The sequence below is a fragment of the Flavobacterium daejeonense DSM 17708 genome (assembly GCF_000425425.1).
Lineage (GTDB): Bacteria > Bacteroidota > Bacteroidia > Flavobacteriales > Flavobacteriaceae > Flavobacterium > Flavobacterium daejeonense.
Genome location: NZ_AUDK01000015.1, coordinates 41084 through 59626 on the forward strand (window position 1 = coordinate 41084; position 18543 = coordinate 59626).

Annotated in this window: 14 protein-coding genes and 1 pseudogene; all 15 read right to left on the reverse strand. The window is 36.7% G+C overall.

Annotated elements, in window-relative coordinates; genetic code table 11:
* Positions 1-100: 100 nt before the first annotated feature.
* The 15 genes and pseudogenes from H599_RS0111395 to H599_RS0111465 all read right to left on the reverse strand — a co-directional run bounded on the left by H599_RS0111395 (position 101) and on the right by H599_RS0111465 (position 18542).
* Positions 101-670, reverse strand: a complete 570-nt coding sequence (locus tag H599_RS0111395; RefSeq protein ID WP_026714255.1) for a cob(I)yrinic acid a,c-diamide adenosyltransferase — start codon at positions 668-670, stop codon at positions 101-103.
* A gap of 80 nt (positions 671-750) precedes the next feature.
* Positions 751-1440, reverse strand: coding sequence for an ABC transporter ATP-binding protein (locus H599_RS0111400; RefSeq protein WP_026714256.1), 690 nt, complete (start codon positions 1438-1440; stop codon positions 751-753).
* 116 nt (positions 1441-1556) lie between these two features.
* Positions 1557-2351 (reverse strand): O-methyltransferase, encoded by a 795-nt coding sequence (locus H599_RS0111405; RefSeq protein WP_026714257.1) that lies wholly within the window; start codon positions 2349-2351, stop codon positions 1557-1559.
* Positions 2352-2486: 135 nt separating this feature from the next.
* On the reverse strand, positions 2487-3155 hold the full coding sequence (locus H599_RS0111410; protein ID WP_051590721.1) for a 3-keto-disaccharide hydrolase: 669 nt from the start codon (positions 3153-3155) through the stop codon (positions 2487-2489).
* Between the two features lie 32 nt (positions 3156-3187).
* A complete protein-coding gene (locus H599_RS19575) occupies positions 3188-3526 on the reverse strand; it encodes a cupin domain-containing protein (RefSeq protein ID WP_051590722.1) in 339 nt (112 codons plus the stop codon).
* Positions 3527-4166: 640 nt separating this feature from the next.
* Positions 4167-5768: pseudogene (locus H599_RS0111420) on the reverse strand (RagB/SusD family nutrient uptake outer membrane protein); the annotation flags it as partial.
* An 18-nt stretch (positions 5769-5786) separates the two neighbouring features.
* Positions 5787-9110 (reverse strand): SusC/RagA family TonB-linked outer membrane protein, encoded by a 3324-nt coding sequence (locus H599_RS0111425; protein ID WP_081810550.1) that lies wholly within the window; start codon positions 9108-9110, stop codon positions 5787-5789.
* A 495-nt stretch (positions 9111-9605) separates the two neighbouring features.
* Positions 9606-10874: a bile acid:sodium symporter family protein gene (locus tag H599_RS0111430; RefSeq protein ID WP_026714261.1), complete on the reverse strand. Its 1269-nt coding sequence runs from the start codon at positions 10872-10874 to the stop codon at positions 9606-9608.
* A gap of 10 nt (positions 10875-10884) precedes the next feature.
* Positions 10885-11547 carry an aspartate/glutamate racemase family protein gene (locus H599_RS0111435; RefSeq protein ID WP_026714262.1) on the reverse strand — a complete coding sequence of 221 codons (663 nt, stop codon included), beginning with the start codon at positions 11545-11547 and terminating at the stop codon, positions 10885-10887.
* A gap of 15 nt (positions 11548-11562) precedes the next feature.
* A complete protein-coding gene (locus H599_RS0111440; RefSeq protein WP_026714263.1) occupies positions 11563-12948 on the reverse strand; it encodes a four-carbon acid sugar kinase family protein in 1386 nt (461 codons plus the stop codon).
* Positions 12948-14189 carry a ribulose-bisphosphate carboxylase large subunit family protein gene (locus tag H599_RS0111445; protein ID WP_026714264.1) on the reverse strand — a complete coding sequence of 414 codons (1242 nt, stop codon included), beginning with the start codon at positions 14187-14189 and terminating at the stop codon, positions 12948-12950. Before H599_RS0111445 ends, H599_RS0111440 begins: the two co-directional genes overlap by 1 nt.
* A gap of 387 nt (positions 14190-14576) precedes the next feature.
* A complete protein-coding gene (locus tag H599_RS0111450) occupies positions 14577-14789 on the reverse strand; it encodes a helix-turn-helix domain-containing protein (protein ID WP_026714265.1) in 213 nt (70 codons plus the stop codon).
* A 3-nt stretch (positions 14790-14792) separates the two neighbouring features.
* Entirely contained in the window at positions 14793-15272 is a 480-nt protein-coding gene (locus H599_RS0111455; RefSeq protein WP_026714266.1) for a DUF2975 domain-containing protein, read from the reverse strand.
* Positions 15273-15358: 86 nt separating this feature from the next.
* The gene (locus H599_RS0111460) at positions 15359-16039 is read right to left on the reverse strand and encodes a family 16 glycoside hydrolase (protein WP_026714267.1); all 681 of its coding nucleotides are present in this window, start codon (positions 16037-16039) and stop codon (positions 15359-15361) included.
* Between the two features lie 49 nt (positions 16040-16088).
* Positions 16089-18542, reverse strand: a complete 2454-nt coding sequence (locus tag H599_RS0111465; RefSeq protein ID WP_026714268.1) for a DUF4982 domain-containing protein — start codon at positions 18540-18542, stop codon at positions 16089-16091.
* Position 18543: the final 1 nt, after the last annotated feature.

An 18543-nucleotide genomic window follows, 5' to 3' on the forward strand; every position in this document is an offset into this window, starting at 1 on the left:
TCAATATTTTAAATTCCAAATTCAGAAAAAAATCTCTTGGAAGTATTGGAATTTGGGATTTTATACCCGAAGCTTCGAAATTGGAATTTTTAAGAAGTTCTTACTTCCTCGGAATCCATTTAATTTCCTCGGCGTTTAAATCGAGGGTCAACTTTCGTGCCAAGACAAAAAGGTAGTCAGAAAGTCGGTTTAAATAGCTGATGGTAATCTCAGGAATACCTTCATTATGGCTTAAATGTACTGTTAAGCGTTCGGCACGACGGCAAATACATCTGGCAATATGACAATGTGACACTGTAGGGTGTCCGCCCGGTAGCACAAAATGTGTCATTTGTGGTAATTGGGTTTCCATGCTGTCAATTTCTTTTTCTAATAATTCAATATCACTTTCTAGAATACCTAAATTTTGCAATCTGGATTTGCCATTTTTTAAAATGGTTTTATCTTGCGGAGTTGCCAAAATGGCTCCAACCGTAAAAAGGCGATCCTGAATTTCTATTAAAATGTTTTTGTAATGTGTGTCTATTTCCTGATCGCGAATCAATCCGATGTAAGAATTGAGTTCGTCAACCGTTCCATAACTTTCAATGCGGATATGGTCTTTAGGGACTCGGGTTCCGCCAAAAAGAGCTGTGGTTCCTTTGTCTCCTGTTTTAGTGTATATTTTCATTCTTGGTTGTTTAATCGTTTAACTGTTTAATCGTTATCCGTTAAGTGTTGATTCGGTTAAACACATTAACAAATAAACGGTTAAACTTTACTCGTGTCGCTTTCAATCATTCCGTCTCGTAAACGAATTACGCGATGCGCATAAGCGGCAATTTCTTCTTCGTGAGTTACTAAAATAACGGTATTTCCATTAGCATGAATATCATTAAAAAGATTCATGATTTCTATTGAAGTTTTACTGTCCAAATTTCCTGTAGGTTCGTCAGCCAGAATAATGGAAGGTTTATTGACTAAGGCTCTGGCTACAGCCACACGCTGGCGTTGTCCTCCGGAAAGTTGGTTGGGTTGATGGTCCATTCGGTCGGCAAGATTGACCTGTTTGAGTACTTCAACGGCTCTTTTATTGCGTTCAGGTTTTGGATAACCCGCATAAATCATAGGTAAGGCTACATTGTCCAGAGCGGTAGTTCGGGGCAATAAATTGAAGGTTTGGAACACAAAACCGATTTCTTTGTTACGAATTTCGGCCAGTTCATCATCTTTCATTTGGCTGACATCTTTTCCGTTTAAAATATAAGTTCCGGAAGTTGGCGTGTCTAAACAGCCTAAAAGATTCATCAGCGTTGATTTTCCGGAACCCGAAGGTCCCATAAGTGCCACATATTCGCCTTTGTGAATTTCTAAATTGATTCCTTTTAAAACATAAACAGTTTCGTCTCCTAATTCAAAATTACGTTTGATATTGGATATTTTGATTAATGGTTTGCTCATCATTTAAAGCCCGATTTAGAATTTATTTTCGAAAAACCAAAGCTAAAAAATCATTTACTAATATCTGGGTAATATTGTGAAAATCTTATGATAAATAATACAAAATAACTTGAAAATTACACGCGGATAACGAAATGTTCTTTGGGTTGTTCGCGTCGGAAGAAAACCAGTCCCCATTGAAAAGTATCGATAGTTACACTCACTTTTGGGCGTTTTTTGATGGCTTCCCAAGCTTCTTCCATTTCGGCTGACCAGTGAATGTCGTCAAAAATCCAAACCGAATCGTTAGTGATAGTAGGTAATAAAAGTTCGAAATAGTCTAAAGTAGCTTGTTTCGAATGATTACCGTCGAAGTAGATTAGATCGTGAGTTGTGGGTTGTGAGTCCCGATAGCTATCGGGATGAGTTTTCAGGTATTCTGAAAATTCAGTTATAACGCATGCTACATTATTAATATTGAATTTTTGTAATTGCAATTGACATTGATTTGCTGTATTCGGGCAGCCTTCCAGAGTTATAATTTGAGCATTTTTATTTCCAAGAGCCATAGCTGAAGTGGCTAATCCCAGAGAAGTGCCTAGTTCTAAAATATTTTCCGGTTGGAAATAATTCAAAATTCTAAATAATAATCGGGCTCTTTTAGCCGAAATTCCTGCTGTTTTGGCTATTTGGGCAATTTCTCTTTTGTTGGATTTAAAAACTTTGGAACCAGCACCAAAGTCGGTGACTTCAATCGAATTTTTATTTTCTAAAAGTGTGTTGCGGTATTGCTGTAAAATGGCGTACTCTGGTTTTGATTTTTTGTCATAAAAACATTTGGTAATCAAATTGAATACAAAAGGGGAGTGCACCGCATGTTCATTTTTAGAATACCAAAGGAATTTTAGGTAGGATTTTATTTGGAAAAGCATAGATTTAGAAAGTTTTACTTTTGGTTTTAAAAAAGCCACAGATTTAAAAGATTATCACAGATTAATCCGTGCTAATCTTTTAAATCTGTGGCAAAAATAAAAGAATTTAATAGAGGCTTTAATCTGTCAAATAAATTATCTACTCTTTTTGATACTTACTTTTCTAAAATCAATAGGGAAACCTTCATATTGCAATAAAACTCTTCCTTCAGTAACCGAAGATTCGATGCCTTCATTTACTAATTTTCCGTTTAGTTTTTGAGTAATTTTTCCATTTTTGGATATTACAACTAATTTATTCCATTCTCCAATCGGTTTTTCAGCATCTGCAAAACGTTTGCTAACCACACTTTTTCCTGGCTCTGATTTTTTACCATTAATGTTTAAAGTTACTTCCTGAAGAAAAACAAAATCGCCGGTAGCTCCTTCTTTTATTTGGAACTGAATGCCTTTTGGCCATAAAACATCGGGAGTTTCAGCAGGAACCAGATACATTACACCACTGTTTTTGCTGTTGCTTTTTCGAACAAAATTAACATCGGTATTCCATCGGTATTCTACTGATAGTTCAAAATTACGAAAGGATTGTTCTGATATTAAGTAGCCCGCCTTTGGGCCATGCATTCGGATCATATTATTTTCTACCAAAAATAGTTCAGAGGCATTGTTTGCTTTACCTTTTTCTTCTCCAAAAGCATACCAGTTTTTTAAATCTTTTTGGTTGAAAAGTTTGATACGTTGCGCATTGCTATTTTGTGAAAACAGAAATAAAACTATAAATAGAAAACGATATACAGGATTCATAACGGGATTTTTAAATATATAAATTGGAAATATTAAGAAATAAAATTTTCGCGAAGAGGAGTGAAGCTGTCAACCAGTTTCACATATTCTGATAAGGTTTGAATGCTGTGATTTAAGTTGGATTCAATTTTATAAACATCACCTTCGTTTAAAAGGTATTCCCGGTCTTCTACAAATAATTTTAAAGAGCCAGAAGCAACATAAGTTATTTGTTCGTGAATATGTTTGTGAGGTGGATCCGGAGTTTCCATTGGGCCGTTGTGAAATTCAAAAATAGTCATCATCAAATGGTCTAAGTGAATCACTTTGCGCATTAATGACCCATTCGGATGGATCGCTTCAAATCCTTCGGTGCTTTTAGTTACTTCCATGTTTTTTTGTTTATAAGTGCTTCAAAGTACTTAAATATTTTTTGTAAAAAAGCTAAATATTCAAAAAAAATCCTCCGTTTTAAAAAAACGGAGGATCATAATTTAATCAATCTTTTTGTTATTCGGAAGCATGTCCGTAACCTTGGGTAATATTACCATTGGATTGAGAAAGTGTTTGATAAGAGAAAGCTCTTATATAACGCGGTGGATATCCTGCTGTGTAGTAATTATCTTGATACCCCTTAAAAATATCGGTGGTATATTGACTTTCATTGGCTACAATGTTGATTCCCCATTTTGTTTTTACATATCCTGCATTTTGTAAATCTGTTGCTTCTTGGCTATTTGGATCAATATATCTGTATAAACCTTTGATCGCAATATTTCTATTACCAGAAGAAGCGGTAAAACCGTTTCCAGAATTGTAAGAGGTTCCGGTCCATTTGTCACAGTTTCCTCTCCAACCAGGTGTTAACACAGGATAATTTGGATTGGATTCGTCCACATTAGCATTTCCTGTTAACATAGTTGGAATTCCAAAAGAAGTCATGTTTACTGCTTTTGTCCAAATATAATTAGAGATAGTTAAACCTGTTTCAGGGAAAGTGTAATATCCGTTTGTTTTCAAACCATTAACCATTGCAATTTGTTGGTCGCGAAGTTTTTTGATTCTCTCCGGCATTTTTCCTGATAAAATCATATCCCAACGAGTATGTCCTTCTCCGGCTAATTCCAATTTACGTTCCTCTTGTATTCCGTCAATTAAGGCTTCTCCGGATAGAGCATTTACGTAGTTTGTTACTTTTGCAGTTTGATCGGCAGAGGAAAAGGCACGACTACGTACTTTCGTTAAATTTAATTTTGCATTTGGTTCATCACCTAAAAGGGCATAGGCATAAGAAAGATTTAAGATGACATCACTCATACGCATTTGTACCCAGTTACAACCTGAAGAACGTTGAGCTGCAGTATAAGGATCTTTCATGCGGCTTTCATCCAGTTTGTTGTTAGCTAAACCTCCTTTTTCTCTACTACCTGGAGAAAAATCGATTAATTTTTCTGAACAAGCTCCTGAATTAGCTGTTACTGCAACGGTTACATCTCGACGCATATCTTTAGGATCAAATTCCCCATAGTAAAAAGAAGCGTAAATACGGCTTTGTCCATAAGATTTACAAGGGAAAGCATTAGCTCCACCACCACCTGATGGACGACCAAAGGCGTAAGGGAATTCCGAAACACCAACTGCTCTCGTTGTTCCTGTTTCAAAAATGGATTCAGGACTTACAGTTAAATCCATGATGTATTGAAAATGTCTTTGGAAAGGATTGTTGAAATTTCCAGCTCTTTCATCAGTTGTAATTAAACGGGCTGTACCCGAATTGTCTACAAGCTTCTGTAAGTATTCTTTAGCAATAGCAATATAGTTTTTGTAATCGGTACGGCGAACGTATTTTGAGTTCCAATTCACAGTACCTTTTTGTTCAAAAGTAACCGATCCGTAATCAAAATCAGTGCGTCTGGTTTGCCATCCTCCGGCAGCGAGAGCCATTTTTCCAATCAATCCCTGAGCAAAAGAGCGGGTAAAACGTTCGGCTGTTAAACCTCCTTCTCCAATACGATTCATAAGTGGTTCCACTTTTTTAAGAGCTTCAATTTCTTTGTCGTAAATTTCATCTCTAGAAGTTAATCCTGTTGTTTCTAATTGTTCTAAGTTTCTTACCGGAACATCAAAATAAGGTACATCACCAAAATATTTAATTAAGTATTGATACATATTTGCTCTGAAAACTACTGCTTCTCCATATAATTGTGTCCATTCTGTTATCTTATTGGCAGCAACCGCATCCTGGTATTCTTTTTTAGCACCAATAGCCTCAATCATAACATTAGAGCGACTAATTATTTTGTAAGCATTTGCAAAGAAACTTTTTGGATTTGTTTCGTTAATGTTTAATTCAGTGGCAAAAAGTCCCTCTGGGATATGTCTAGTTTGAGCACTATAGGCCTCTGGATGACATTCTGAGTCAGAACCTACGATTTCTGTGTCATAGAACATAGGAGAATCCGCAGTTACCCATATAGCATAGTTACCAACCATAGCTTTATAGGCCTCACTTGGAGAGGAGAAAACGAAATCTTCATCTACCTGCGAAGGAGATTGTACTTCTAAGAAATCTTTGTTACAGGCTGTATTTGATAAAATAGAAATACAAAGAATAAAATATATTAGCTTTTTCATGATTCAATAGATTTAAAATTAAAATGCAACATTAACTCCCAATGTAAACGAACGTGGGCGTGGATAGGAACCATAGTCAAGTCCCGGAGTTGGGTAATCTCCGTTTCTTGATGAATCAGGGTTAACCTCTGGGTCTAAACCATTATAACCTGTAATTGTGAACACATTATAAATTGTTCCATAAACTCTCAAATTGTTGAATCCTATTTTTGTTAAAATACTCTCAGGTAAAGAATAACCCAAAGTAAAAGTGTTAAGTCTCAAGAAAGAACCATCTTCAATAGCATAAGTAGAAGTCATTGTTTTCTCTGCAAATGGGATGAAAGTGGTTGCATTAGCATTTAGAGCATCTAAATCTGCAGGCGCAACAACCTCTGTAATTTGTCCATTTATTACATCATAAATCTTATAAGCTCCTGCTAATTCTTGCAATCTGTTTCTAAATAAACCAGATTCTTTATTTCCTTGGTAAGCATTTAAATGATTGGCGTTATATATATCATTTCCGTAACTCCAGTTGAAATCAAATCCAAAATCAAAGTTTTTATAATTACCGCTCAGATTGAAACCCCCCGTATGTTTAGGATTCATGTTTCCAATTACGGTTAAGTCGTCATCATTAATAATGCCATCATTATTAAGATCTTTATATTTTGGAACTCCCGGATAGGCAGTTTGTGAACCAGGTTTGTGGTTTGTAGTTCCATAAACTGTAGAAAGATAACCACTTGCAATATCAGGAACCCCTGTTTTTAAGGTATAGGTACCTGCTCCAGCAGCATTATAATCAAAATCGCTTGTGGTGTACCAACCATCATAAATCCAACCACGAACTAAACCAACAGGTTTTCCAACTTCAAAGATATAATCACCCGAAGCAGGTGTATTGTTTATTCCTCCCCAAGCAGAGCTATAGGTTGGATTTACCCCTTCACCTAATTTATCAACGTTTCCTTTGTTAATGTTGATGTTGATACTTCCGTGTAAATTAAAATCTTTTGTTTTTATTAAATCTCCGTTTAATGAAATTTCAATTCCTTTATTGCTGGTAGTTCCTAAATTATCATACATGGCAGAAAAACCACTTACTTCAGCAATTGGTCTTAGTAATAACAGGTCCTTTACTGAATTTTTATAAACATCGATCGTACCTTTTAATTTGTTATTGAATAGGGCAAAATCAAGACCAATGTTTCGGGTTATTGTCGTTTCCCATTTTAAGTTAGGGTTGTTAAGGGTTGAAGCAGGTACATAAGATAATTGTTGTACTTCATTCAAAGAATATCCGGTTAAACCTCCTGATTCCCAGTTCATTTTCCATAATCCGGCATTAATACCATCATTACCTACAGATCCGTATGAGGCACGTAATTTAAGACTGCTTACCCAGTTTACGTTTTTCATAAAATCTTCATCAGAAATTCGCCAGCCCACTGCAGCTGCAGGAAAATAAGCCCAGCGATTTGTAGGTGCAAATCGGGAAGAACCGTCTGCTCTAAAGGTTGCAGTAAATAAATATTTGTCTAAAAAAGAATAGTTAACGCGGCCAAAATAGGAATTAGAGCGGTTAGCTGTTCCAATGTTGGAGCTAAAACCTCCATATTTTGTATCAGAGTGGTCATAAGAATCCATATTTGCAAAAGCACGTTCATCGTTAAATGAAACAGGGAATCTTCTACCGAAAACATAAGTGCTTTCAGAATGAGAGTCGGCAACTTCCATCCCTCCAAGTATAGTTAAAGAATGCTTATCACCTAATCCCTGTACTTCATAATTAAGTGTATTGAACCAACGGTAGTTCCATCCTTCAGAAGCATTAATAGACGCATCTCCAGCGAAAGTTTTATTACCTTGTGAATCTACATAGCGTTGATATATAGCTCCTTGCCAGATTTTTCTTCTACCCCAGTTAGTAGTTAAACCCAAGCTTGTTTTTGCAGTTAGTCCTTTTATAATTTCCCAACTAAACGCCGTATTGGCTACTAAATTTCTTGAAATATTAGTGTCTGTGTAATCATTGATTCTTTTTACAGGGCTGTAAATGTCATTTAATAGTGTTTCGTAATCTCCTAATTGCGTGTTGACAGTTACATCTGATTCTCCCAATATATCATTAGTAGCTATTGGACGAAACCAATAAGCCGAAGTTAAAAGAGAACCTCCTCCGGAACTTGTTCCTTCATTACCGGTTGTTTGTTCCTGACTATATCTGGTATTAAAAGAAAATGTTACTTTTTCGCCTAATTTTTGATCTAGTTTAAAGTTAACATTGGATCTTTTATAAGATGAATTTATTTTCATTCCATCTTGATCCAAATGATTTATAGCAAAAACATATTTTGTTTTTTCATTTCCGCTAGTGATGTTAAAATCATGATTATGGCTAAAAGAACTCTTGTAAACTTTTTTGCTGAAGTCCTCACTTTTAACGGTTTTATAATAGTCAATACCAGCTGTATTGCTACCATTAAATTCATTACCAATTAACCATAATTTCTCCCAAGCATTGGCATAACCGTCTCCAATAGCTTGTGCATAAGCCCAGTTGTATTTGATATAATCATAACCATTCATCACAGGTAAGTAGCCAGTTGGAGTATTGAATTGTGTATAACCATCATAGGTTACTTTTGTTTTACCTTCTTTTCCACTTTTAGTTGTTACTAAAATTACCCCGTTTGCTCCCTGAGCTCCATAAATAGCTGTAGCAGAAGCGTCTTTTAGTACATCGATACGTTCAATCTGACTTCCCGGTATATTACTAATAGAAGATACCTGAAATCCATCAACAATGTAAAGAGGTTCGTTACTTTGAGAAATAGAACCTCCACCACGTACACGGATAGAAATATTTGCTCCTGGTCTTCCGTCCTGAGCAACTACGTTTACACCAGGAAGTTTACCTTGTAAAGCCTGAGCGACATTAGCAACAGGAGCTCTGGTAACTTCTTCACTGGTAACTGAAGCAACTGAACCTGTTAAATCTTTTCTTTTGGCAGTCCCATATCCAATTACTACAATTTCATCTAACTGATTGCTCTCTTCCGTTAGACTGCTATTGATTGTGGTTTTTCCATTTACAGGAATTTCTATCGTTTTATAACCGATGAAACTGAATTGCAGAGTGGATTTAGCATCAGTTTTGATAGTATAGTTACCATCAAAATCAGTCGAAGTACCGTTTGTGGTACTTTTTATAAGTACGGAAACCCCCGGTAGAGGGATTCCTGTTTTGGCGTCTTTAATTACACCCTTTACAGTAATTTGTTGTCCAAGAACTGGGAGATAAAATAATAAACCTATTAAAATTAGGTAGTATTTTTTACTAATGTTTGTGTTCATATTTGTTGTTTGTTGGTTAAAAATAATAGTTTGTTTAGTTAATAAATTAGTATTAACAGGTGTTGTGTAGCTTCATACTTTTTTAAATTATAGATTAATAAAAAATTGTTAATAAAAATGGAATATTTAATTTGTAATAATGTTTTTTGAGAAATGTAATCGATTACTCTGTACTTTAAAATTTTTACTAAAATAACAAAAAAAGATAGTAATCGATTACTAAATGTAAAATTTTAAAAAAAAACAATAAATTAAAGTTATTTGTGTTTTTATTGTGTTGTTTTTTTGTTAATTCCTATTTTACTTAAATAAATGTTAAATGTTTACCGTAGGTATTGGTTAAATAGTTTACGAAAATATAGTTGGAATTTTAGAAAATGATATATTGGCTTTGTTAAATAGGGTATTAATTCTTTAGGGACCATAGAAAAAAATCACCTAAGGGTAAACAGATACCTAGGTGATTTATTAATATGATCCTATTGTTAGAATGATTTATTCTTTTTCTTCCTTTTCAGCTTTTTTTCGCCAATAGTTGGCTAATAATGAACCGGAAACATTCATCCACGGACTAAATACTGCCGAAGCTAAACCTACAGTAGCCAGTTTTCCCATGGAGCCGGCCAGTCCGGAAGCCATTCCGCCGTTTTGCAAGCCTACTTCGAAGGCAATGGTACGGCTGCTGCTTTTGTCTAAACCGCAAATGCGACTCAGGTAATAGCCAAAGAAATAACCTGCTCCGTTGTGAAGAATAGCTACTAAGAAAAGAATAAATCCAATTTGGATGAGATTATCTCTTCCGGCAGCGGTAGTCACCAGTGTAAAATAGATAATTCCAAACATGGAAAAATAAGGCATCAGACCGTCAATTTTTGGATAGGCTTTGTATGCCAGATGATACATTTTACCAACTAAAAATGCACCGGCTATAAAAGCACTAATTTCAATCAGATGGGCAATAGTACTGGTTGTTTCATAGTTAAAAGAAGAGTTGAAAAACAAAAGTATTACTAACCAAATGGCAGCGATACTGCTTAAAATATCAATTTGTTTGCGTGCAGTAGTGCCATAATTTTTTAAAATATCATGAATCATCGCTGCCGAAAGCGGAATCAAAACAATCTTGATAATTTCCATCATCATATTGAAAAATTTCACATCTACCATAGTTCCGGCAAAAATTTTCATCAAAAATGGCGTCATAATTGGCGCTGCCAAGGTAGAAATAGCGGTTACCGTTACCGATAAAACCAAATTTCCTTTGGCAATATAGGTCATTACATTTGAAGCCAAACCACTGCTGCAGGAACCAATTAGGATGATTCCCGCTGCAATTTCCGGTTCAAAATGAAAGGTTTTTGCCAAAATAAAACCCGTAATCGGCATGATGGTAAAATGTCCCAATAAACCTATCAAAACTCCTTTTCCCGATTTACGAATGCCGGTAAAATCTTCAATGCTCATTTGGGTTCCCATGCCAAACATCACCAGTTGGATGATGATTAAAATGAGCCATTTGTTGCGTAAATCGACTTCTCCGATATGCAGAAATGTTTGCGGGTAAATCAAACCGGCACAAACTGCGGTAATAATCCAGCAGGTGTACTGGTAACCACTCAACAATTTGCTGTGTCCAATTCCGATGGCTAAACTAGAAAAAGCAGTGATTAAACTAATTTTCCAGAGGTTGTCAATTTGTGAAAACCAACCAATTGCTGCCAGAATAAATAGGAGAGGACTAATCCAAAGGAAGAATTTACGCATAAGATTTTTATTAGAAATAGATTTCGGCTAATTTTTTCATGGCAATCGCCGGACTGGCTAAGATTGGAACTACTTTTTCCGCTTCGCTTAATCCGTCCACTACACGAGCCATAGAGGCCTGAGCCAAGACAATTACGCCCACTTCCTGCATTAATTCTTTTAAGGTTTTGGCAACCATTTCGTCATGTTTGGCCGCATCGCCGCTCATTAAGGCTTCAAAAGCTCCCTCGCATAATTTAGATGTAATATTTACGTCTTTTCCTGCTGCTAAGGCTCTTCTTCGTACCAAATCAGAGGTTGGTTCTAAAGTAGTTGGCAAGGTCGCAATTACGCCAATTTTATTACTAATTTGGACAGCTTCGTCTGCCATAGCCTGATCCACACGTACCACCGGAACCGAGCTTAAAGTTGCAGCTGTTTCGATCGCGACACCAATAGAAGAACAGGTTACCAAAATCACGTCGGCACCGGCTTCTTCGGCAGCTTTTACATGATTGACCACTCGGGCAGCCGTGTTAGGCATTAATTTTCCTTTTTTGATAACATCTTTAATCAAACTGTCATCTACAATATTGAAGGTTTCTACACCACTTAAGTGTTCCGCTGTTAATTGTTGGAATAAGGGAACTAATGTCGCTGAAGTATGTACGAATCCTAATGTTTTTGCTTTCATGTTTTTTTTTATGTATTATAATTTTTCTCCTTGTTGTACTTTGATAAAATAATCAGGCGTACCTACCTGACCTCCTTTAAAATTAAGTTCTAAACCGTTTACTTTTTCATCTTCAGAAATGGCTTTGCAAAGCGGAGCACCTGGTGCCAGTGGTGCAATCATTTCCAAAGCAAAAATGCCTAATTCAGAAGCGGCATAACTGGAAGTATCGCCTCCGGCAAAAAGGATGCGTTGTATTTTTACCGATTGTAAAGTCGTTTTGATAATTTGTCCCAAAACCCTTCCGTAAATTTTACTGCTTTGTTTTTGGACTTCTTTTGCCGTTAAACCGCTGTGTTTTAAATAAGCTTCGGTTTCGGCAATTCTGGAATCATTTGAACCAATACTGGTATGCAAAACGATATTTTTTCCGGCTTTTAAGAGTTCGGTGATTTTTTCGGCTACTTCGGCAATGCTTTGTTCCTGATGGTCGTGATGCATGACTTTAGAAGCTAATGCTACGCTTTCAAAACCATTTGTCGTTGCAAATTCAATTTGCCCTGCGGTAACCGGCGAACAGCTTCCTGATACTACTAATAACGGACTTGCTGCTCCGGGGTTTTTGAATTCGAAGCTATTTTGAATGATTTTGTCGGCATTCCATGCCAGTCCTAAAGCCATTTCGATTCCGGAAGAACCCACCGTAAAAAGTGTTTTTTCTTTTCCTTTTTGGTGCAAAACCGTTCCGATGGTTTTTAAATGTTCCTGATTCAGTCCGTCCAAAAACAGAATTTGGACATGTTCTTTTGCCTGAATTTCATCTAAAACAGCATCTGAACCTTTTTCAATAGTCGTAATATTGATTAAATCAATACTTTTTGTTGTTTGCTGTGCCAAATGCAATCTCAAATCGGCTTCATGAGCCGGAGTTACCGGATGCTTGCTCATGGACGGATGACGGTCAATGCGGTGGATTTCGCCGTTTCCGCTGGTACCCATTTTGGCAAATAAATTTCCAAAAGCACAATAACGTCCTAAATGTGGAGCAGCTGGTGAAACGAAAGTTGTTTTTTGATTGAAAACTTCGCTGCCAATTTCTATGGCTTTACCAATGTTTCCCACATGTGGCGCCGAATCGAATGTCGAACAAACTTTATAGTGTACCTGCTCGGCATTGAAATCTCTTAAGGTTTCAAAGGCAGGGAATAACTCTTCTTCCATTTCTTTGGGAGCCATCGAACGGCTTTTTCCCGCCAATCCAATAGCCTGAACCCCGGGAAAAAAATCCAAATCTTTATGCAACGGCGGACGAAGAAAAAGAACCGTTTTAATTCCGGCCAAAGTCAGAAATTCCAAGGCATCGGTGGAGCCTGTAAAATCATCTCCATAGTATGCTAATAATAGGGGATGTGCTTTGTTCATTATTTTGAGAATTTTTTTACTGATGCTGCAAATTCAGGATACTGCAAAGCGGCTTTTTCAACAGATAATCCGTCAACAGCTGCTTTCCAGGCTTGTTGTAAGGCGTTAACACCCGCAGTGGCTCCCATTGGATGGGCTAAAATTCCACCTCCGGCCATGTATAATAAGTCGGTGGTTTGGGTTCTTCTGTAAGTTTCAGGTGCTTGTCCGCCCCATTGTCCCGAAGAAACTACCGGCAAAGGATTGTTGCCACACACAAATGGTTTTAAACAGGATTGTATCGATTTTACAACCGAATCGTCCGATTCCCAAAACTTATTCTGAATTCCGTTTACGTGCATTTGATCTACACCGGCTAAACGCCAAATTTTTTGGTAAGCCGGAAATTCAATTCCTAATAACGGATGGCGGTTCAACATACCCCAACCGTTTCTATGACCGTGAATAACCAATTCACCCTGATCACATATTTTTTTTGTACCGCTCAATCCAACACTGTTAATGCTAATCATGGCACAAGTTCCTTCGTTTTTTTGAATATGCTCGTATTTGCGTTGCATCGCATCAATTTCGTCACTGATGTTGAATGCATACATTACTTTTTTGCCGGTTTTGTGGGCATGTTCGTTAATTACTTTCATAATAACGTTTACACGGTCTTCAAAAAGAGAGTTAGCTGTAGTTCCCATTAACTCATCATCCTTGATAAAATCGATTCCTGCATCGATTAAGGTTTTAACCAAAGCGGCAGTTTCTTCAGGACTCATCCCCACGCTTGGCTTGATAATGGTTCCAATCATCGGTCTGTCGTCTACGCCACAAGAAGCTTTAGAACCTTTGATTCCAAATTGCGGTCCGCGGAAATGATTTTTAAACGAATCCGGAACTTCAAAATCCATTAATTTCAATCCGGTAAACTGACTGATTTCGTATAAATTACCCTGTAAAGTACTAATTAAAACCGGCAGATTGTAGCCAAAATTTTCGATGGACCAACTTACCTGAACCTTGGCTCTTTGGTATTTTTTACCCGAAATTGCATTACCCGGAATCGAAGGTTCGTCAACCAAATTCAGTTTTTCAATATGTTCTACACGGGCAGCAAAACGCTGTTTGAGTTCGGCAGTTTCTCCAGGAACGGATACAAAAGTCCCTGAGGATTGTTCGCCGGCCAAAACCGCAGCAGCCTGTTCCACTTCATAAGGTGTTTCGATATAATATTCTGCAAAAATTCGTTCCATTTCTTTTATTACGCTACTTGTTATTGTTTTTGTATTCTTGTAAAATTAAGACTTAAAATCACAATTACAAACGAAAAACAGATTTTTCGAAAAAAATAAATAATTTTCGAAAATAAAAGCAAATAAAAAACAAATCAGCACGATTAGTTTATTGCCGGAGGAATTTATTATTCATTGGGTTAAATCAGTAATGCCATCACTTCGAGTGTTTATGGAGCGTAACGGAATAAAAAATGTCCCGATAGCTATCGGGACGAGAAGTTTTGTTTGTAGAATGGTTCTCGATACTTCAAACCAATTTTCTGTCGCAAATTGGTTTTCAACTCGAACAGACGCAAATTGAACATCAAAAATGAATTTTCCTTTATTGTTCTGCCTTTTTACTCTTTATTCCTCATCATTGACATATTCTAAGATATCGCCAGGCTGACAGTCTAAGGCTTTACAGATGGCTTCGAGTGTACTGAAACGGATGGCTTTGGCTTTTCCGGTTTTAAGAATAGAAAGATTGGATAAGGTCAAATCTACTTTTTCAGAAAGTTCGTTCAGGGACATTTTTCGCTTAGCCATCATCACGTCAAGGTTTACAATAATAGGCATGGCTTAAATGGTTAGGTCATTTTCATTTTTCATATCGATAGCGTTTTGCAGCACTTTTTCAAGCACCGCCACCGCAGTTGCCACGGCAATCCCAATAAAAATAAGAATTATACACATAGCCAGAAATCCCGCAGGATCATCATCGGGATGATGAAAAATCCTGATATAAATTCCGGCTCCAGCTATCAAAACACATAAGATAATGGCGCAAAATTTTATGCTTTTTAAAGCTTTCACCGTGTTTGTGGTAAATAATTCATTTTTTCGTATAAAGCCTAAAATTTGAAAAGCTTTGTACAAAGCCACAAAAAACGCAATGGATGAAGCATAAGCATAAAGGATAAGCGGGTCAGCATAAATGTGGAACAGGTCTAAGTTTTGGGCTCTGCCTTCGGTCATTGGAAAGCGAATCAAAATGATTAATGCAATTAAGCCAATAAGCAGTACAACTGTTTGGAGGAATACTATTGAAATGCGTTTCATAAAGGATAGGATAAAAGTGAAACAATAGTTCAAAAGTACTAAATATTTATTGATATTCAATAAAAATTTATTATTGTTCGTTGTTTTTATTGTTTGATTACAATTTTATCTATTTCCCAAGAAGATCTAAGACACTGCTGAATTCCAATAGAATTACCAGCAGTTATTTTGATTTTTTTGGATAATACTTTAATGTCGTTAATTTTAATTGTGCAGTAATTACCCTTTTGGATAATTTCATATTTGTTAAATTCATTGGCTTTTACTGGATAATAAACTGTTTTGTCTCTGTCCTTTTTTTGAACAGAAAATTGATTAGAAGGAGTAATATTATTTAGAGCTAATTTTTTTTCAAACAAATAAGACCAGCCTTTGTCAAAATAATTGAGACGGATCAAGCCAGAGTTTCCAAAATCAATTTGATAAAGTCTCTTTTGATTACTATTTAAATCACCCCATTGAAAATCAATATGATTAACAACATCTTCACATTTAATAATTTTTGCCATAAATTGTATTGAAAAATCCTTAGAGGTATCAAAATTCTTTATTTCTTTTTTATACCAAAGACATCCATTGTTAATACGGTTTAGAGAAAATTTCTCAACATGTAATTTACCTTCTGCGATATTGACCAAAAACTCTTTGTTATCTTTATACAGTTCCCAATTATTATCATTGTTATTGAAGTCTTCACTGAAAATAGTTTTACAGGAAAAGAGAGAAGTTAATAATACAAAACAAGCAACTATTATTTTGATTTTCATAAGAGTTTTTTGATTTATAAATTAATTTTTTAGAAGTTATTTTGAAAATTTACTTCACCTCCAATGGTAATTTCCCGGATTTAACCCCTTTAGCTTTAGCTTCAAAAGTCAGTTTTCCGTTTTTTTCACCCGCTTGTACAATGGCGGTTAACTGTCCGTTGAACAAGTGCATTTTTGGCAAATGAAACAAATCCAGACAAGTAGGATCCCCATTGGCAGCGGCTCTGTAATTTCCTGCTCCGGCTGCTGTGAATTGAACCAAATCTTGTGCATTTGGACACAAATTACCGTCTTTGTCTACCATTCTTACAGTGATGTAAACTAAATCGCTACCATTGGCCTGCATTTCGGTTCTGTCCGGAATCAATTCGATATGGTGTGGTTTTCCGGCGGTGCGGATAATTTTTTCAGTTTTTTTAGTACCATTGGCATCATAAGCAACGACTTTTATCTCGCCCGGTTCGTATTTGACATCCATCCACATCAATCGGTAACGGTTTTCGATGGAGACATTGTTTTTAGTTTGTTTGCCGTAACTTTTTCCGTTTACAAACAATTCAGCCGTTGGATAATTGGTATATGCAAAAACAGGAACAATCTGACCTTCCTTGTCTTCCCAGTTCCAATGCGGCAAAATATGCAGGGTTTCGGCATTTTTATTCCAAATGCTGCGGTACAAATAGTAACGGTCTTTAGGAATGCTTGCCAAATCGATAATTCCAAACATCGAACTGTGATTAGGCCAGGAATTGATACTATACGGACTTGGTTCGCCCAAATAATCAAATCCGGTCCAGACAAATTGCCCTAAAGTCCATTCTTTATCATCGGACATGGCAAAATCTAAATCCGGCAGATTAGACCAGGAACAGGCTTCAAAATCATAAGAAGAGGATTGATGATCCTCATATTTAGCATCCAGTTTTTTTTCAACCGGAAATTTATAAATCCCACGCGAACTAACCGTTGAAGTAGTTTCGGAACCTAAAAGCATGTTTTGGGATAATTTGGCATAACCTTCTTCATAACGGTTTACACGATAGTTAAATCCCGGAATATCAATCATATTAGCAAATCCGTTTTCCAGTACGCAGCTCACCTGATCCATACCGCAGGTTACCAATCTTGTTGGGTCTTCGCGGTGGCAGATGTCCTGTAAAAACTTCGCCACCTTGTAACCGTCAGCACTGCATTGGGTAGGTACTTCATTTCCAATGCTCCATAAAACTACCGATGCATTATTGCGGTACTGATGCAACATATTAATCATATCTTTCTCTGCCCATTCGTCAAAAAAGCGGTGGTAGCCGTTTTTGCATTTGGCCTTATCCCATTCGTCAAAAGGTTCAATCATCATCATAAAACCCATTTCGTCACACAAAGCAACTAATTCAGGCGCCGGCATGTTGTGCGCCGTACGAATGGCATCGCAACCCATATTTTTTAACAAAGTAAATTGACGGCGCAAAGCAGCCACATTGATTGCTGCTCCTAATGGTCCTAAATCATGGTGGTTACACACGCCCTGAAATTTACGCAGTTTTCCGTTGAGGAAAAAACCTTTATCGGCAATAAACTTAATATCACGGATGCCAAAACGGGTCGTATAAGTATCTACTAATTGGTCTTTTAAAAACACTTTAGAAACAGCATTGTATAAAATTGGTGTTTCCGGAGACCATAAAGCTGGATTGTTTACGGTGAAATTTTGAACAAATGGTTCGCCATGATTCATTTTGCGGGTATCATTTTTAGTGGCAATCACTTTTCCGCTTTTATCCAGAATGTTGGTTTCAATTCTGATTTCGGTTTTATTAGGAACATTTTCTAATTTGGTTTCTAATCGAACCGATGCATAATCTTTAGCCACATAAGGAGTGGTGATATAAGTTCCCCAAACCGGCACGTGAACGGGGTTTGTGATGACCAAATGCACATTGCGGTACAATCCGGCTCCCGGATACCAGCGGGATGATTGTTCTTTGTTTTCTAAGCGAACAGCAAGCAGGTTTTTTTGTCCGTCGGTAGTCAATAAATCGGTAACATCTACATGAAAAGAGTTGTACCCATAAGGCCAAAAAGTAGCCTCTTTGCCATTCACCGAAACACGGGCTTCGCTCATGGCTCCATCAAAAATCAGACTAATGCGTTGTCCTTTTTGATAATCAGGAACATTAAATGAAGTTCTGTACCAACCCACACCCATATAAGGCAATCCGCCGGTTCTTCCGGTTTGACGTTTGGCTTCTTTTTCTAAGTTTTGGGTAATGGCCACTTTTTGAACATCATTATTTTCGTCAAATGGACCGTAAATAGCCCAATCGTGTGGGATAGTGATTTTTTGCCATTTTTTATCGTTAAAGCCAATTTGACTGGCTTCTTTAAAATCACCTTTGGAAAATAACCAGTTTTTATTTAGTAAAATGGATTTTCGGACTTCTTGAGCCTGAATAGAAGTGATGCTTAGAATAGTTAAGAAAAGGAATAGTTTTTTATAGTTCATT